A 15589-nucleotide genomic window follows, 5' to 3' on the forward strand; every position below is an offset into this window, starting at 1 on the left:
TGCGCCTCGCTGGGGGAGCGGCATGATGGGATCAATTATGCCGTTGTCCTATCAATTCTCATCAGAGTCCGTGGGTGAAGGTCACCCCGACAAAGTTGCTGACTATATCTCCGACAGCATTCTGGACGCCTGCCTTGAGCAGGACCCCAGCAGCCGGGTGGCTTGCGAAACGCTCGTGAAGAGCAACGTCGTATGCCTCGCGGGGGAAATCACCACGGGCGCGAAATTTGATTACAACGAAGTGGTGCGCGAAGCGATTCGCGATATCGGCTACATCAACGACGACGATGTCTTCCACGCCGATCACGTCTTCATCAACAATTACCTGACCCGCCAGTCCGCCGACATCGCCCAGGGCGTTGACGCCAAGAAGGCCGAAGGCAAGGACACCGAGGAGCAGGGCGCGGGCGACCAAGGCATCATGTTTGGCTTTGCCACGACGGAGACCGAAGAGCTGATGCCGGCCCCGATCATGTTTGCCCACCGCATCCTCCGCAAGTTGGCCGAGCTGCGCAAGGGCAAGGCCGTCGACTGGCTCCGCCCCGACGTGAAGAGCCAGGTGGCCCTGCACTACGAAGACGGCCAGATGGTGAGCATCGACAATGTCGTTGTCTCGACCCAGCACGCCGCCAGCGTGGGCCACAAGGAGATCAAGGAATTCATCATCGAAAACGTGATCAAGCAAGTGCTGCCGCAGGAGCTGATCAACGACAAGACCGAGTACCTGATCAACCCCACCGGCAAGTTTGTGATCGGTGGTCCGCAAGGCGACGCTGGCCTCACGGGCCGCAAGATTATCGTCGACACCTACGGCGGCGTCGGTCGCCACGGTGGCGGTGCCTTCTCCGGCAAGGACGCGACGAAGGTTGACCGCTCGGCCGCCTACATGTGCCGCTGGGTCGCCAAGAACGTGGTCGCCGCTGGACTCGCCGACCGTTGCGAGCTGCAAGTGGCCTACGCCATCGGCTATCCGCACCCGACTTCGATCCACCTCGACACCTTCGGCACCGGCCGCGAGAGCGACGAGGCCATCATCCGCGCGATCAAGGAAGTCTTCTCCTTCAAGCCGGCTGACATCATGAAGCAGCTCGACCTGCGTCGCCCGATCTTCCGCGGCTCCACCCACTACGGCCACTTCGGCAAGGCCGACATGCCGTGGGAAAGCATCGCCAAGGCCGAAGACCTCAAGAAGGCGATCCGCTAAGAATACATCTGAACAGAAGCCAACGAAGGTAACGAAGAAAAAACCTAACCAGATCTTCGTCTAACCTTCGTTTGCTTCGTTATCTTCTGTAAATCCCAATTTCTTTATATTTATGTCTACCGATACTTTGACCAAGGCCGACTACAAGGTTGCCAACATCAACCTGGCCGACTACGGCGCCAAGGAAGTCCGCATCGCCGAGCACGAGATGCCCGGCCTGATGGCCACCCGCGAAAAGTACGCCAAGGACCAACCGCTCGCCGGCGTCCGCATCATGGGCTCCCTGCACATGACGATCCAGACGGCGGTGCTGATCGAGACCCTCAAGGCTCTCGGCGCCGACGTCCGCTGGTGCTCCTGCAACATTTTCTCCACCCAAGACCACGCCGCCGCCTATGTGGCCAAGCACCTCGAAGTGCCCGTCTTTGCCTGGAAGGGTGAGACCCTCGAAGAATACTGGTGGTGCACCGAGCAGGCGCTGACCTGGCCGGACGGCAAGGGCCCCGAGCTGATCGTCGACGACGGTGGCGACGCGACCCTGCTCATCCACAAGGGCTACGAGCTCGAAAACGGCTCCAAGTGGGTCGATTCCGAATCCGAGAGCCACGAAGAGCAAGTGATCAAGGACCTGCTCAAGAAGGTCCACGGCGAAGACCCCACCCACTGGCACAACGTGGTCAAGGAGTGGAAGGGCGTTTCCGAAGAGACGACCACCGGCGTGCACCGCCTCTACGAGCGCCAGAAGGCTGGCACGCTGCTCGTCCCTGCGATCAACGTCAACGACTCCGTCACCAAGTCCAAATTCGACAACCTCTACGGCTGCCGCGAATCCCTCATCGACGGCATCAAGCGCGCCACCGACGTGATGATCTCCGGCAAGGTGGCCGTGATCTGCGGCTATGGCGACGTCGGCAAGGGCTGTGCCCAAGCCATGCGTGGCATGGGTGCCCAGGTCGTCGTGACCGAAGTCGACCCGATCTGTGCCCTGCAGGCCGCGATGGAAGGCTTCCGCGTGTTGACCGTCGAAGACACCCTCGGCTGGGGCAACATCTACGTCACCACCACCGGTAACAAGGACATCATCACGGTCGACCACATGAAGAAGATGGCCGACCAGGCGATCGTCTGTAACATCGGCCACTTCGACAACGAGATCCAGATCTCGCAGATCGACAAGGACAAGAGCGTCAAGCGCGAAGCCATCAAGCCGGACTCTGAAGGCGCCGTCGACAAGTATACCTTCGAAGACGGCCACTGCATCTACATGCTGGCCAAGGGCCGCCTCGTGAACCTCGGTTGCGCCACCGGCCACCCCAGCTTCGTGATGTCCAACAGCTTCACCAACCAGGTCCTCGCCCAGGTTGAGCTGTGGAAGAACGTCGAGCAATACCGCCCGGGCGTCTACATCCTGCCCAAGCACCTCGACGAAGAAGTGGCCCGCCTCCACCTCGAGAAGATCGGTGCCAAGCTGACCAAGCTCAAGCCCTACCAGGCCGACTACATCGGCGTGCCCGTCGAAGGCCCCTACAAGAGCGACCACTACCGCTACTAGGCCCTTCGCCAGCGTCACCTTTTCGAGCCCGACCCTCCCGGTCGGGCTTTTTTTGCGTTCCCGTCGGATATACAGCTGAAACGTTTGTTCGTTTGTGATCTGTGAGTTCCACCATTTCGCCGGGTAGACCGTTCGGTTTGGCTTGAGCCGCACCGCCGGAAAAGGCAGGCTGCTCTGAATAGAGGTCTGAGTTTGCCCCCCATTAAACACCTGCACTGACTTTTATGAAGAGCGCGAAAGATCACGCCAAAGAAGCTTGGGAAGCCGCGTGGCGCATGCGCGTAGAGCGCACCGCCGGTCACAACGAACGGCTCCGGCAACTGGTTAAGGCGCGCAGCCTGGGAGGCGGTTACAAAGCCGCCACCACCACGAGCTACCGCCGCGGTCCGGGCCTTTAACCCCGTTTAGCTTTTTTGCTGCTGCACGTCCTGCAGCACGCGGGCGGTTTCCTGCCACGCCCAATAGTAGTTCTGGTAGAGCGCGTAATACTTTTCGTATTCGCCCACGTAGCGCTGGTAATCCTGCACCACCTTGCGGTGGGTTTCCATTTCCTCGCGGCGGCTTTCCGCCTGGGCGCGCAAGATCCGTTCGCGGGCTTGCGCCACCTCCGGGAAGGGCAGGTTGAGGCAAAAACGCTCGATCATGGGCACAAACGTCTCGCGCGCCGTTAGCGGCTCGTACATCAGGATGTTGCCCACCTCGCGCGTCAGCTTGTCCGCCTGCGCCTCCTTCTCGGCATCGCCCGCCTCTTCAGGGCGCGGGGCAGGGAAGGCCGCCACCTGCTGGAGCTGCTCGTAGGCCCCATGGGCATGGCTCATCAGCCGCGCAAACAGCGCGTGTTGGCGGCGCCCCGTGCGGTTGTGGAAAAACTCGCGCGCAAAGAACGACCAATCTTCCTCGCCCTCACCTGCTGGCAGGCCCAGGAAGCTGCGTAGCTGCGCCACGAGCTGAGGCAGGGCGGCAAACCCCGCTTGCGCCTCCAGCATCATGAAGCGCTCGGGCTCGGCCTTTTGCCGCTGCAGGGCCGGCTGGTAATAGCTGTGGTAGCTGTGGAAGACGGCGGAAGGGCGCTGCAGCAGGTCGAAGTCGCCCCGCTTGAGGAACGACCAGTAGACCTCCAGCGGGTGCCGGTAGACGACGATGCACTTGGCGTTGGGCAGGCGTTCGAGCCAGAAGTCGAGCAGCAGACAGGTGCGCGGATCCTTCCAGCCCCAGATGCCAGGGCGGCTTTGGCGCTGCACGATGGCGTCGGCCTCCGCCCGCTCCTCCGCCGTCGGCTCAAACTTCAGCTCCGAATCGCAAAAGATGTCGTTGTCGTAGAGGTAGGGGCCGCCGACGCGGTATTTCTGGACCAGCCGCCGCTGGAATTCCAGAAACGCGAGGTCTTCGAAATGGCCGTGAGGGTTGCCCTCGTTGCCCTCCAGCAGCACCTCGCCCACGCTCACGCCGAGCTTCTGCAGCAGGCTCGCCAGAAACGACGTGCCGCTGCGGTGCATACCAAGGATCAGGACGGGCTGCGAAGGGGCCGACATGCTTCCAGACCATGCGCGTTCGGCGCGCAATGGCAAGACGCGTCAGGCCTTTTAACCCTGCGTAGGCGAAAGACTTGCCTCGGGGCGGGCGGCGTTCGGCTCGGGCCGGATGATCGTGCGCACCGCCATCGTCACCACGATCACGCCCAGCACGATCATGCCCAGCGAGATGCCGCCCATCAGGCTGAAGGTGCCCTGATCGCGCCAGGTGAGGTAGAGCGAGAGCAGCGGCATCACCGTCATGACCAGCGCGGGCACGATGACGAAGCCGTAGCGGATCTGGCGCCGCTTGAGGTAGACCAGCACCGTGACGAGCGCCAGTGCCGCCAGCAGCTGATTTGTCGCACCAAACACCGGCCAGATGGCCTTCCATACCGGCTGACCGTCGATCGTGGTGAAGGCCAGCGCGGCGGGCCCGGCCAGCACCGCCACGGTGCCCAACCAGCGCGTCGCACGGCTGCGCTGGCCCAGCAGCTCTTCCAGCAAAAAGCGACCGAGGCGCGTGCAGGTGTCGAGCGTCGTCAGCAGAAAAGTCGTCACCGCGAGGCTGGCAAAAGTCGTGCCCCAAGTCACTGGCACGCCTAGCTTGTTCATAAACTGCGAGGCCCCCACCGCAAAGATGCTGACGGCATTTTGCCCCGTGGCCGCCAGTTGCTCCGGCCCCAGAATGGCCAGCGTCGCAATCGCGAACACCGCGAGCATGCCCTCGACCAGCATCGCGCCATAGCCCACGCGGCGCACGTCTGCCTCTTCGTTTAGCTGGCGCGCGGTGGTGCCGCTGGCGATGATGCTGTGGAAGCCGCTGCAGGCCCCGCACGCCACCGTGATGAACAGCACCGGCATCAGCGGACCGGCCGTTTCGGATTCCCAGCCGCGAAACACCTCCAGATGCACCGGCTGCCCAAAGCTGAGCAGCGTGCCGCCCACGCCCAGGATCACGAGGCCGTAAAGAAAGGTGGCGCTGAGGAAGTCGCGAGGCTGGAGCAGCACGTTAACCGGCAGGATCGCGGCCACGAAGCAGTAGCCGAGTAACAGCGCCACCCAGGTGCCCCGCTGGTTGAACAAATCCGCCGGGAACCACTGGCCCAGCGCGAGCCCCAGCCAGGTCAGCGGTACAAAAATCAGCAACTGCGCCCAAAACGGCAGCTTGCTGCGGCGCAAGACCCAGCCGAAAGCCACTGCTACGGCGATGAACCAGCCCGAAGCCGTCGCCACCGCCGGGGTCGCCTGAAACGTCGCTGCCGTCAGGTCGAGGAATACGATGATCACGTAAATCAGCGCCAGCAGCACGAAGAGCAGGAAGAGGCGCCCCGTCTGCGGCCCGATCAGCGTCTTTGCACACTCGGCAATCGTCTTGCCCTTGTTGCGCACGCTGATGAACGCGGCCCCGTAATCGTGCACCCCGCCGACAAAGATGGAGCCGAACACGACCCACATCCACGCCGGGCCCCAGCCGAAATAAAGCCCCGCCAGGATTGGCCCCACAATAGGCCCCGCTCCCGCGACCGACGAAAAGTGGTGCCCGAAGACCACGCTCGTGCGCGTAGGCACAAAGTCGACGCCATCCTGCTGGTCATGCGCTGGCGTGCGACGCTCGTTTTGCAGGCCGAAGCGGCGGTTCAGGAAGCGGCCATACCAGCGGTAGGCCAAGGCAAAGAGCACAGCGCTCAACAACAGCAACCAGGTCATCTCAGGATTGGGTCAGCAGGGTAAGAAACAGAGATAACCGCCATTAGAAAATCGGAAGATGCCCGCGTCAATCCTCCGGTATCAGCATTCGTGAAGGTGTGCCCTCTGCTGCGGGGCCATTGGTTGGGAACTTCCACACCACCTCCCTCTGGTCGCCCTCCAGCTTTTCATAAACCGCGAAGGGGAGGAAGAGAGCGAGGAGTTTCCGGGACATTATGACTCCCCCCTCGAACTTGCGAACCGTCACCTGCTCGCCGTCGATGTTCGCCCGGTATTCCAGTGGCTCTGGGCTACTCAGATACCAGAAGTCTTCGTCGGCCCCTTCGACTACGCACGTAACCGCTGGAAAGTAGATGACTTGGTCAGGATTATTGAGCTTGGGGAGCGAGAGAGAGTTTTTGAGGGTAAATTGGATGTTGTCGTCCGTTGGCCGAACCTCCCGCAGCCCGAGCTCCAATGGCACCGGAGTGAAGGCGTCGGGAGGTATTTCTACCGTAACACAGCCTGCGATGAGAGCGCCAAATACGAGGCACACGAGAGTGATGCGTTTCATTTTCTGTCGATCAAGACGCTTTGCTCATCTGCGTAAAGCCACCCGGGATGAACGGTCTCCCAACAAAAACAGCCGACCCGCGAAACGGATCGGCTGCTTAAAAAATGCGTCAGGACGCGAGGCTTAGCCCGCCTTGAGGGTGTCTTCACCCTTCTGCCAGTTGCAGGGGCAGAGCTCGTCGGACTGGATGGCATCGAGCACGCGCACGATTTCCTTTACGTTGCGGCCCACATTGAGGTTGTAGACGCTCACGTGCTGGACCACGCCGTGCGGGTCGACGATGAAGGTGGCGCGGTAGCAGACACCTTCGGTCTCTTCCACGATGCCCAGCTCGCGGGCCAGCTTGGCGGCGGCGATCAGCGGGAAGTTGAGGCCGCGCAGGTCGTCATGGCTCTTGCGCCAGGCGAGGTGGCTGAACTCGTTGTCGGTGCTGCCGCCGATGACCACGGCGTCGCGGTCTTCGAAGTCTTCCAGCGCCTTGTTGAACTCCACGAGCTCGGTCGGGCAGACGAAGGTGAAGTCTTTCGGGTAGAAGAAGTAGACCTTCCACTTACCGGCGAAAGATTCGTGAGAAATGGTTTCAATGTCCTTGTTGTCGAGGCCCACGCAAGCTTGCACGCGGAACTCGGGGAACTTTTGGCCAACGGTGATCATTTTTAAGTGTCGAATTCAGGTTCAGGAAAACGGTCATGTTCACCCATCCCCTCCGCCGCGCCAAGAATTTTTTGCCGAGGAATGGGAAGAGGCTATGCGAGGGCCCTTGGGTAACGGCCCTTAAGTATAACCGCTGTCTGGGGCGCTCTGGAGTGCTCGGCTCCTGCCGAGATCTGGATTTTATTGCAGGCTTCATCTGGCGGTTTGCCAGCAGCCTTACAAACCAGATCGGGGCGGAGCCCCGCACTCCACATCGCGCCAGGTACTTTAAGCCCGCGCCGTGTTCAGCGCGACGGCGACACCGGAGACGACGGCGGCGAGGCGTACGGCGTCGTGGATGTGGTCTTCGCCGAGTCCCCCATCCTTCACGATCTTTTCGTGGGCCTTGAGGCACATTTCGCAACCCGCGAGAGCGGCGCAAGCGAGCGACATCAGCTCAAAGTCGGCCTTGTTGGTCGCCACCTTGCTCATGCGCTGCATGCGGAGGCGGGCCGGGCGCTGGTTGTAGGCCTCGCTGTTCATCAGGTGGCGGAAGCGGTAGTAGACCGTGTTCATGCCCATGATGGAGGCGGCGGCCTTGGCATCGCTGTGCACTTCCTGGCTCTCCGGGAAGTCGGCGGAGAGGGCGTCGATCAGGGGGCCGTTGCCGACAAAGTAGGCGCTGGCGAGGGCGACGCCCCAGCGTTGGGCGGGCGTCAGGCTTTCTTCCTCCAGCAGGTTTTTCAGGTTCAGGCGCAAGTCCTTCGCCTCTTCGGGCAAGGTTTTCAGCAGGTTGGTCGTGTTTTCCATGATGTGTTACAGCGAAAGGCCCTTACGGGTAGGCGAGCGTGGCAGAATGTCAACCCGGGCTACGCCATTTCCTAGGTCGGTCGGGCCTTTTTGCCTTTTCACCTGGCTCGCCGGACCGACCAGTCGATCCACGATTCCCGAATTGCCCTTGCGCAAACGCCAAATCTGACGATTATGAAGGAGGGGATTTCGCCCCACCTGCGTTACAGCTTCCGGCAGGAGCGCAGGTTGAAAGACGCACATGAATAACAAGGATTTCAACGAAGTCGTCCACCTGATCGTGAAGGAAGACCGGCGTTACGATCCCGGTGCCTACCATTTCCTGCGGCAGGCTTTGGACTTCACCCTCAACAAGGTCCGGGAGAAGGAAGGGGCCAGCAATACCCGCCACATCTCCGGGCAGGAACTGGCGGAAGGCATCCGCGAATACGCGCTGGAGCAATATGGCCCGATGGCCCTCACCCTCCTGCGCGAGTGGGGCCTCGAAAAGACCGAAGACTTCGGCGAAATGGTCTTCAACCTTGTGGACTACAAGGTGTTCGGGAAGACCGAGCAGGACCGGATCGAAGACTTCCGCGACGTGTATGAGTTTGAGGATGCGTTTGGCCGCCCCTTTCGCCCCGAGCACGCCCCGCGCTTTTATTACCGGCCGGGAGAAACGCGCTTGAATTCACTCAGCTCTTCGTCGCAGACTCCGCGCGCATAATGCCTGATACCAAATCGACGCGGGAAAGCGGTCGGACGCAGGTCCTCCGCGAGTTGCTGGCTTGGCCGGTGCGGCGCTGGGTGCTGCCCAACGGCCTCACTGTCCTGCACCTGGAGGATCGCTCGGCCGACCTCGTGGCGGTGCAGGCGTGGGTCCACACCGGCAGTATCCACGAAGGCGAGTGGATGGGCGCGGGCCTGTCCCACTTCCTGGAGCACATGCTCTTCAAGGGCACGGAAAAGCGCGACTGCCACTCCATCGCCCGCGAAATCCAGGCGGCTGGCGGCGACATCAACGCCTACACGACTTTTGACCGCACCGTCTACCACGTCGAGCTGCCCAGCGAAGCCTTCGCCCTCGGCATCGACCTGCTGCACGACCAGGTGCTTCACAGCACGCTGCCCACCGAGGAAGTGGTGAAGGAGCGCGGCGTGATCCTCCGCGAGATCGACATGGGCCTCGACGATCCCGACCGCCAGGTGGCGCGCGCACTCTTCCGCACCGCCTTCCGCCACCACCCGTATCGTCACCCCGTCATCGGCTATCGTGAGGTATTCGAGCAGGTGCAGCGCGAAGACCTCTGGAAGTATTACAAGGAGCGTTACGTGCCCAACAACGTGACGCTGATTGTGACGGGTGCGGTGAGCGAAGAACAACTGCGCGCCGAGCTGGACAAGACCTGGGGCAAGGAGCCGCGCGCGAAGCTGCCGCCCATCCAGATCCCCGCCGAGCCGATCCAGCTTGCCGCCCGTCAGGAAGAGCTGCAGGGCGATGTGAACATCTGCCGCGGCAACATCGCCTTCCGCATCCCCTCGATGCGCCACGAAGACGCCCCCGCGCTCGACGTGCTCGCCTCGCTGCTGGGGCAGGGGCACAGCTCCCGCCTCTGGCGCAGCCTCCGCGACGAGCAGAAACTCGTCCACCACATCGACGCCTCGACCTGGAACCCCGGCGAAGACGGCCTCTTCTGGATCTCCTACGTCTGCGAGCCCAGCCGCCACCACGAGGTGCAAGACGCCATCGTCGCCGTGCTTGGCCACATCGCCTATGAGCCCTTTACGGTCGATGACGTGGCCATGGCCCGCCGCAACGCCCTCGTGCACGAGATCAACGTGCGCAAGACCATGACCGGCCAGGCTGGCCGCCTCGGTGCCGCCGAAGTGGTGGTGGGCGACCTCGACTACCCCAAGACCTATTTTGCCCGCCTTGACCGCGTGCAGCCGGAAGACCTCCAGCGCGTGGCCGAGCGTTACCTGCAGGAGCAGGCCCGCAGCAGCGCCTCGATGGTTCCCCAGCGCCACGCCGAGCGCGCCAAGAAGGACGAGACGCCCTTTGCCGCGCCGGAATTCAAGGAAAAGCGCCTCTCCAACGGCGCCCGCATCCTCTACCAGATCGACCGCAAGCTGCCGAAGGTCCACATCCGCTACAGCGCCCACGGGGGCCCGCACTTCGAGCCCGCCGATCAGCGAGGTTTGACGGCCCTGTTGGCCAACCTGATGACGAAGGACACGGCCCACCGCACGGCGGCCCAGGTCGCGCGCTCCATCGAGCAGGTCGGCGGTCAGTTCGCGCCCTTCTCCGGCAATAACACCTTTGGCTTCGGTCTTGAGGTGATGCCCGAAGATGAAGAGCTGGCCCTCTCGCTGCTCGAAGATGCGCTGCTGCGCCCGGCCTTTACCGCGCACACTTTCGGCCTCGAGCGCGACGCCCAGATCGCGGAGATCCAGGAGGAGAACGACGAGGTGGTCGATTACGGTCGCCGCCTGCTGCGCCGCCACTTCTTCGGTAATCACCCCTTCCGGACCGATCCGATGGGGGAGGTCGAGCACCTCCAGCAGCTCATGGTCGACCAGGTCAAGGAGCTTTACCGTACCCTGGTGGTCGGAGAAAACACGGTCGTGAGCGTCTGTGGCGACTTCTACGAAGAAGAGCTGCTGACCCGCCTCGATCACATCCTCGGTCAACTGCCGACAGGCAAAGTGCCCCCGCGCGCTCCGCTCGAGCTGGGCCGCCAGCAAGGCCAGTGGGAGTTTGAGGCCAAGCAACGCGAGCAAGCGGTCGTCTTCCGCGCCTTTGCCGATGTGGGCCTGCAAAACGAAGACATGCTGCTCAGCGACATCCTCGAAGAAATTTGCAGCGACATGTCGAGCCAGCTCTTCCTGCGCGTGCGTGAAGAGCAAAGCCTCGCCTATTTCGTCTCGGCCACCCGTATCATGGGCCTGCGCCAAGGCATGTTTTACTTCTACGCCGGCACCCATCCCGACACGGCGGCCAAGGTGCAGCACGAGTTGGATTACGAGGCCCAACGCCTGCGCGATGGCGGCCTGACGGACGACGAGTTCCAGCGCGCCCGCCGCCGCCTGAAGGTGCGCCGCCGCTCCGGGCTGCAGCGCATCGGTGCCCGTGCCGGTCAAGCAGGCCTCAACGCCCTCTATGGTCGCCCGATCAACGACTGGCTCGACCACGACGCCAAGCTCGACGCGCTGACGCTGGAGCAACTCCACGCCCACGCCGCCAGGATCTTCGCGGCCGAATCCGGCGTCGGCCTCATCGTCGCGCCCGACAAGACGGCACCGTAAGGCCGAGCAGGCTAAATTGGTATCTATCTCGGCGTCCGAATCAGCTAACGCGATTTGGGAGTGCGGCGCTCTGCGCCGATCTGATTCTCTGGCCGGGTACGACTCCGGAAGGTGAGCAATAGACTGACGAGACGATTCTGCGCTAATCCAGATCGGCGCGAAGCGCCGCACTCCCAGAGCGGACAACAAAAAAACGCTCCCCGTCTGGAGAGCGTTTGATAAATACGGTTGTGGCTGCGGCTCAACCCGTCGTGCGCAGGCCGGAGGCGATGGCGTTGACGCAGATGAGCATGTCTTCGAGGCAGTTGTCGCGGTCGGGATCGTTGTCGTCCATGTTGCGCCACTTGCGCAGGAGGCGGATCTGCTCGCGGTGCAGGCGCTTGAGCGGCACCTCGCGGTATTGCAACGTCTTGTAAAAGCGGGGGCGACGCTCCGGCAGCGGGCGGCCGAACAGGGCAGCCAGCGCCTGGCGCGTGAGCTGATACTCCTGATGGATCACGCCCAGCAGGCGCTCGCGCACATCCACTTCCTCCACGAGGCTGGCGTAGGCCTTCATCTGCTCGGAGTCGGCGCTGGTGGCGCTCGATTCCAGGTTGTAGAAGAGGTAGCGCAGCAGCGGCGTCGTTTGCATCTCGTCCCGCAGGCGCAGGTAGCACGAGCGGTGGTTTTGCTGCAGATGGGTAAGCGCAGTGCCGACGCCGAACCAGCCGGGCAGGTAAAAGCGGGCCTGGTTCCAGCTGAAGACCCACGGGATGGCACGGAGGTCGTCGAGCGTCTGCTGGCCTCGGCGGCGCGTCGGGCGTGAGCCGATGCGGCTGTGCTCCAGCACGTCGATCGGCGTCGCCTGACGGTAAAACGTCATGAAGTCCTTGTCTTCGAGCAGCTGACGGTAGCGTTTGCGCGAGGCGGCGGCCAGTTGGTCGAGCGCTTCCACCAGCGGGGCGGAGAGGTCGTACTTCTGCTGATCCATGCCCGTGCCGACCGCGCCGGCCATGAGCAATTCGAGGTGATAAGCGGCCGAGCGATGGTTGTTGTACTTCTGGCCGATCACTTCGCCCTGCTCGGTCACGCGGATGCCAGCGTTGAGGCTGCCGAGGGCCAGCGCTTCCATAAAGCGGTGGGTCGGGCCGGCGCCGCGACTGATCGTGCCGCCGCGACCATGGAAGAACTGAATATCGACGGAGGCTTCCTGACCGACGGCAAGGATGCGCTCTTGTGCCTGCCGCAGCGCCCAGGCGCTGGCGATGATGCCGGCGTCCTTGTTGCTGTCGCTATAGCCGAGCATGATCATCTGGCGCGGGCCGGTCGGGGCTTCCGGCGCGTCTTCGCGGTCCCAGTCTTCGCGCGACAACTGTTCGTCGTAAATGCGGTGCTGGATCGAGAGCGAGCGCTGGGTGATGGGGTGGGCGAGGTAGCTCGCCACAATGCCAGGCGAACGCTCGAGGTCGTCCAGCGTTTCAAAGAGGGGCACTACGGGCAGGAGACAGGCGAGGCCACCCTCTACCGGGCGCGTCAGGCCGGCTTCGCGGGCGAGCAGGTAGACGACCAGCAGGTCGGAGACGTTACGCGTCATGCTGACGATGACCGCCCCGAGGCCGCCGCGCCCGTATTTGCGAATGTGCTTGGCGGCCACTTGCAGCGCACCGACGGAGGCGGCGGCTTCCTCCCCGGCCGAGGCGGGTCGGTTGGAGAAGGGGCGAGGCGACTGCAGCTCGGCCTCCAGGAATTCGCGGCGCTTGGCTTCGGGCCATTCCGGGAATTCTTCGGCCCCTTCGATGCCGGCGGCGGCCATCAGCTGGCTGACCGCACGGTCGTGGAAAGCACTGTTTTGGCGGATGTCTAGGCAGGCGAGGTGGAAGCCGAAGGTCTCAATCGCACGCTGCACCGGGCGCACGTATTCCTGCACCAGCGCATGAGCGCCGACGTGCAAGAGGCTTTCGCGCAGGATCATCAAGTCCGCCCGCAGCTCCAGCGGGAAGCGATAGCCCTTTTCGTGGTCGTCGAGCTTGGTGGCGGCCAGGCGACCGCGTAACAGGCGCACGTAACGCTTCCACGGTTCGGCGGCTTCTTCCGGGCGCGGCTCGGGCAACTCGCCCAGCAGCTTCGAAATCTCCACCGTGCGGTCTTCCAGCTCCTGCGTGGTCGATTGCAGGCGCCAGGAGAGGCCGAGGGCCTGGTGCAGCTCGGCTAGCATGTTGTCGAGCACATCCAGCGCGCCCGCACGCAGCTCCTTCAGCGTCTGGCTAGAGACCTTGGGGGTCACGCCCGGGTGGCCGTCGCGGTCGCCGCCCACCCAGCTGCCGAAGCGCAAGAGCGGGTGCGTGTTGGGCTCGCGCAGCACCGTCGGGTCGTAGCCGGCCTCCTCCCAAGCGTAGTCGAAGCGGGAGTCGAGTTCCTTGAGCACGGGAGGGAAGACTTCCTTGAGGAAGAACAGCATGTGCGCGCGTTCGGAATCGACGTTGGGCTTCTGGTAAAAGATTTCGCCCGTGCGCCAGAGACATTCGAGGGTGGCGCAGAGGTCGCGACGCCACTTGCGCTTTTCAAAGTCGGTCAGGCGGCTGTTGGCGCGGTCGTGCAGAAGCTGAAAAAGCTCGCGGTGCTGGTCGAGCACGGTCCAGCGCTTGGCCTCGGTCGGGTGGCCGGTCAACACGGGCTCAACGACGGCGGCACGGCAGCGGTGGATGATGTCGATCGGCTGCACGCCTTGATCGTGCAGCTTCTTCAGCCAGTAGCCCCAGCGCCCCGGCTCGGCCTCGATTCCTTCCTGGGATTCGCGGCGGCGGGCGACTTGATGGGCCGTGTGCTCTTCCACCAGGTTGAGCAACTGGAAAACGAGTGAGATCGTCTGCGCGGCACCGCCGGGCAGGCTGTCGGCATCTTCGAGTGCCGCCGGGTTGCGCACCAGGCGGGCCAGCTCGGGCTCGCCGATACGGCGCAAAACCTCGGCTAGCGCCTCGCACAGCTCTACGTAGAGCGTGTCGATCTGTTCAAAACCTTGGGTGAGAAAATCGTCGAAACTATTGGACATGACCGGAGAGTGAGAACGCTTTGGCGCACCACCTTTGCATAGCGAAGTCGATTTGGACGCAAGGTCAAACCTTAGACCGCTGATTGTATCGCGAAATTGACGTCATAGGTGCCGATTTTGAGCCCTACAAAGGTGTTGCGCGCAAGTCATCTTATAATTATTACCATCGTCTATGCTCCTTACCCCTATCTTGCGCCGCTGGCTGCGGCTGGTCTTGCCTCTTGCCTTGGTCGTTCCCGTGCGGGCCGAATTTACGCCGCCAGAGGTGCCGGCCGGCTGGCGCTACCACCACGATGTCGAGATCGGCAAGGTCGGGGATGTCGTGCTGCGGCTGGAGCTGGTGGCACCGGAGGACAAGCCGCCAGAGCCCCTGCCGGTGATCGTCTACATCCACGGCGGCGGCTGGAACCACGGGAGTAAGGACGCGCACGGTAAGCGACTGGCGGGGATGGCACGGCGTGGCTACGTGGGCGTGGCGATCAGCTACCGCTTTGCGCCCAAGCACAGCTACCCGGCACAAATGGAAGACGTGCTGGCGGCGATCCGCTTCCTCAAGGCCCATGCGGCGCAATACCATGTCGACCCGTCGCGGATCAACCTCTGGGGCTCCTCGGCGGGCGGGCACCTCGCATCACTCGCCGGGGTGACGGCTAACAACCCCGACGTGAACTACGCGACTCACGGCCTCTGGGAAGGGGAGGACGTGAACGTGTTTGCGGTGGTCGACTTCTGCGGCCCCAACAGCAACTTCCTCGGCGCCATGGCGAATCAGTCGGGCAGCCTGAGCAAGTTTCTCGGCGCACGCTCCCAATCCATCCCCGAGAAGTCCCGCGAAGCGATGCCGATTACGCACGTGGACGCGGAAGACCCGCCGTTCTTTGTCGCCCATGGTGATGCCGACCGCACGGTCCCCGTCACCTGGAGCCGCGACTTTGTGCAAGCCTTGAAAGACGCCGGGGCTCGCGTGGAATATCACGAGTTGCCCGGCGGCGGCCACAACCTGAGTGCCACCCACCCCGAGGCGCAGGATTTGGCCTACGCCTTCCTCGACCGGCTGAATTTCCCGGAACGGGTGTCGTTAGTGCCTCATTGAGCGACAAAAGACGAAGTTCTTTCAGTTTTTATGAGCGTTTGCTACCTAGCCAGTGGCACCCCTTCAGAGATCTCTGCAAAAGGGGATCTTCCGATTGGGATGTTTTTTGAGACGATACTGGCGATCTGGTTTGGCTCGAGGTTCTTCAAGTGGGCAGGCTTCGCCCTTTACGCGATGATGTTGGCGAGTCTGGTGAGGTTGTAGGCGGGT

12 protein-coding genes are annotated in these 15589 nt (G+C 62.8%); 6 read left to right on the forward strand and 6 right to left on the reverse strand.

What is annotated here, in order from left to right; all coding sequences use genetic code 11:
• Positions 1-37: 37 nt before the first annotated feature.
• From metK to Q7P63_06695, 3 genes are all read left to right on the forward strand, one after another.
• A complete protein-coding gene (metK, locus tag Q7P63_06685) occupies positions 38-1204 on the forward strand; it encodes a methionine adenosyltransferase (GenBank protein ID MDP0499772.1) in 1167 nt (388 codons plus the stop codon).
• 112 nt (positions 1205-1316) lie between these two features.
• Positions 1317-2756, forward strand: coding sequence for an adenosylhomocysteinase (gene ahcY / locus Q7P63_06690; GenBank protein ID MDP0499773.1), 1440 nt, complete (start codon positions 1317-1319; stop codon positions 2754-2756).
• A gap of 224 nt (positions 2757-2980) precedes the next feature.
• Positions 2981-3154, forward strand: a complete 174-nt coding sequence (locus Q7P63_06695) for a hypothetical protein (GenBank protein ID MDP0499774.1) — start codon at positions 2981-2983, stop codon at positions 3152-3154.
• A 6-nt stretch (positions 3155-3160) separates the two neighbouring features.
• Here the strand turns inward: Q7P63_06695 and Q7P63_06700 are convergent, their stop codons facing one another.
• The 5 genes from Q7P63_06700 to Q7P63_06720 all read right to left on the reverse strand — a co-directional run bounded on the left by Q7P63_06700 (position 3161) and on the right by Q7P63_06720 (position 7973).
• Positions 3161-4288 (reverse strand): sulfotransferase, encoded by a 1128-nt coding sequence (locus tag Q7P63_06700; protein MDP0499775.1) that lies wholly within the window; start codon positions 4286-4288, stop codon positions 3161-3163.
• 51 nt (positions 4289-4339) lie between these two features.
• Positions 4340-5977: a carbon starvation CstA family protein gene (locus tag Q7P63_06705; protein MDP0499776.1), complete on the reverse strand. Its 1638-nt coding sequence runs from the start codon at positions 5975-5977 to the stop codon at positions 4340-4342.
• 67 nt (positions 5978-6044) lie between these two features.
• Entirely contained in the window at positions 6045-6530 is a 486-nt protein-coding gene (locus Q7P63_06710) for a hypothetical protein (GenBank protein MDP0499777.1), read from the reverse strand.
• 123 nt (positions 6531-6653) lie between these two features.
• Entirely contained in the window at positions 6654-7184 is a 531-nt protein-coding gene (locus Q7P63_06715; protein ID MDP0499778.1) for a peroxiredoxin, read from the reverse strand.
• A 267-nt stretch (positions 7185-7451) separates the two neighbouring features.
• Entirely contained in the window at positions 7452-7973 is a 522-nt protein-coding gene (locus Q7P63_06720) for a carboxymuconolactone decarboxylase family protein (GenBank protein ID MDP0499779.1), read from the reverse strand.
• A 241-nt stretch (positions 7974-8214) separates the two neighbouring features.
• On the opposite strand from Q7P63_06720, the gene Q7P63_06725 reads away from it, so the two are divergent.
• Both Q7P63_06725 and Q7P63_06730 read left to right on the forward strand, forming a co-directional pair.
• Entirely contained in the window at positions 8215-8679 is a 465-nt protein-coding gene (locus Q7P63_06725) for a hypothetical protein (GenBank protein ID MDP0499780.1), read from the forward strand.
• Positions 8679-11258 (forward strand): pitrilysin family protein, encoded by a 2580-nt coding sequence (locus Q7P63_06730; GenBank protein ID MDP0499781.1) that lies wholly within the window; start codon positions 8679-8681, stop codon positions 11256-11258. The genes Q7P63_06725 and Q7P63_06730 overlap by 1 nt, the downstream gene beginning before the upstream one ends.
• Before the next feature lie 241 nt (positions 11259-11499).
• On the opposite strand, the gene Q7P63_06735 is transcribed toward Q7P63_06730, so the two are convergent.
• Positions 11500-14286, reverse strand: a complete 2787-nt coding sequence (locus tag Q7P63_06735; GenBank protein ID MDP0499782.1) for a phosphoenolpyruvate carboxylase — start codon at positions 14284-14286, stop codon at positions 11500-11502.
• Positions 14287-14458: 172 nt separating this feature from the next.
• Between Q7P63_06735 and Q7P63_06740 the strand changes: the two genes are divergently transcribed.
• On the forward strand, positions 14459-15379 hold the full coding sequence (locus Q7P63_06740; GenBank protein MDP0499783.1) for an alpha/beta hydrolase: 921 nt from the start codon (positions 14459-14461) through the stop codon (positions 15377-15379).
• Positions 15380-15589: the final 210 nt, after the last annotated feature.

Source organism: Verrucomicrobiota bacterium JB022, assembly GCA_030673845.1.
In the GTDB taxonomy this organism is placed as follows: Bacteria; Verrucomicrobiota; Verrucomicrobiia; order Opitutales; family Oceanipulchritudinaceae; genus WOUP01.

Excerpts from the sequence above, each read along its gene's own strand:
- metK (MDP0499772.1), top strand. The coding sequence starts at position 38 with ATGCCGTTGTCCTATCAATTCTCATCAGAGTCCGTGGGTGAAGGTCAC.
- ahcY (MDP0499773.1), top strand. The coding sequence starts at position 1,317 with ATGTCTACCGATACTTTGACCAAGGCCGACTACAAGGTTGCCAACATC.
- Q7P63_06695 (MDP0499774.1), top strand. The coding sequence starts at position 2,981 with ATGAAGAGCGCGAAAGATCACGCCAAAGAAGCTTGGGAAGCCGCGTGG.
- Q7P63_06700 (MDP0499775.1), bottom strand. The coding sequence starts at position 4,288 with ATGTCGGCCCCTTCGCAGCCCGTCCTGATCCTTGGTATGCACCGCAGC.
- Q7P63_06705 (MDP0499776.1), bottom strand. The coding sequence starts at position 5,977 with ATGACCTGGTTGCTGTTGTTGAGCGCTGTGCTCTTTGCCTTGGCCTAC.
- Q7P63_06710 (MDP0499777.1), bottom strand. The coding sequence starts at position 6,530 with ATGAAACGCATCACTCTCGTGTGCCTCGTATTTGGCGCTCTCATCGCA.
- Q7P63_06715 (MDP0499778.1), bottom strand. The coding sequence starts at position 7,184 with ATGATCACCGTTGGCCAAAAGTTCCCCGAGTTCCGCGTGCAAGCTTGC.
- Q7P63_06720 (MDP0499779.1), bottom strand. The coding sequence starts at position 7,973 with ATGGAAAACACGACCAACCTGCTGAAAACCTTGCCCGAAGAGGCGAAG.
- Q7P63_06725 (MDP0499780.1), top strand. The coding sequence starts at position 8,215 with ATGAATAACAAGGATTTCAACGAAGTCGTCCACCTGATCGTGAAGGAA.
- Q7P63_06730 (MDP0499781.1), top strand. The coding sequence starts at position 8,679 with ATGCCTGATACCAAATCGACGCGGGAAAGCGGTCGGACGCAGGTCCTC.
- Q7P63_06735 (MDP0499782.1), bottom strand. The coding sequence starts at position 14,286 with ATGTCCAATAGTTTCGACGATTTTCTCACCCAAGGTTTTGAACAGATC.
- Q7P63_06740 (MDP0499783.1), top strand. The coding sequence starts at position 14,459 with ATGCTCCTTACCCCTATCTTGCGCCGCTGGCTGCGGCTGGTCTTGCCT.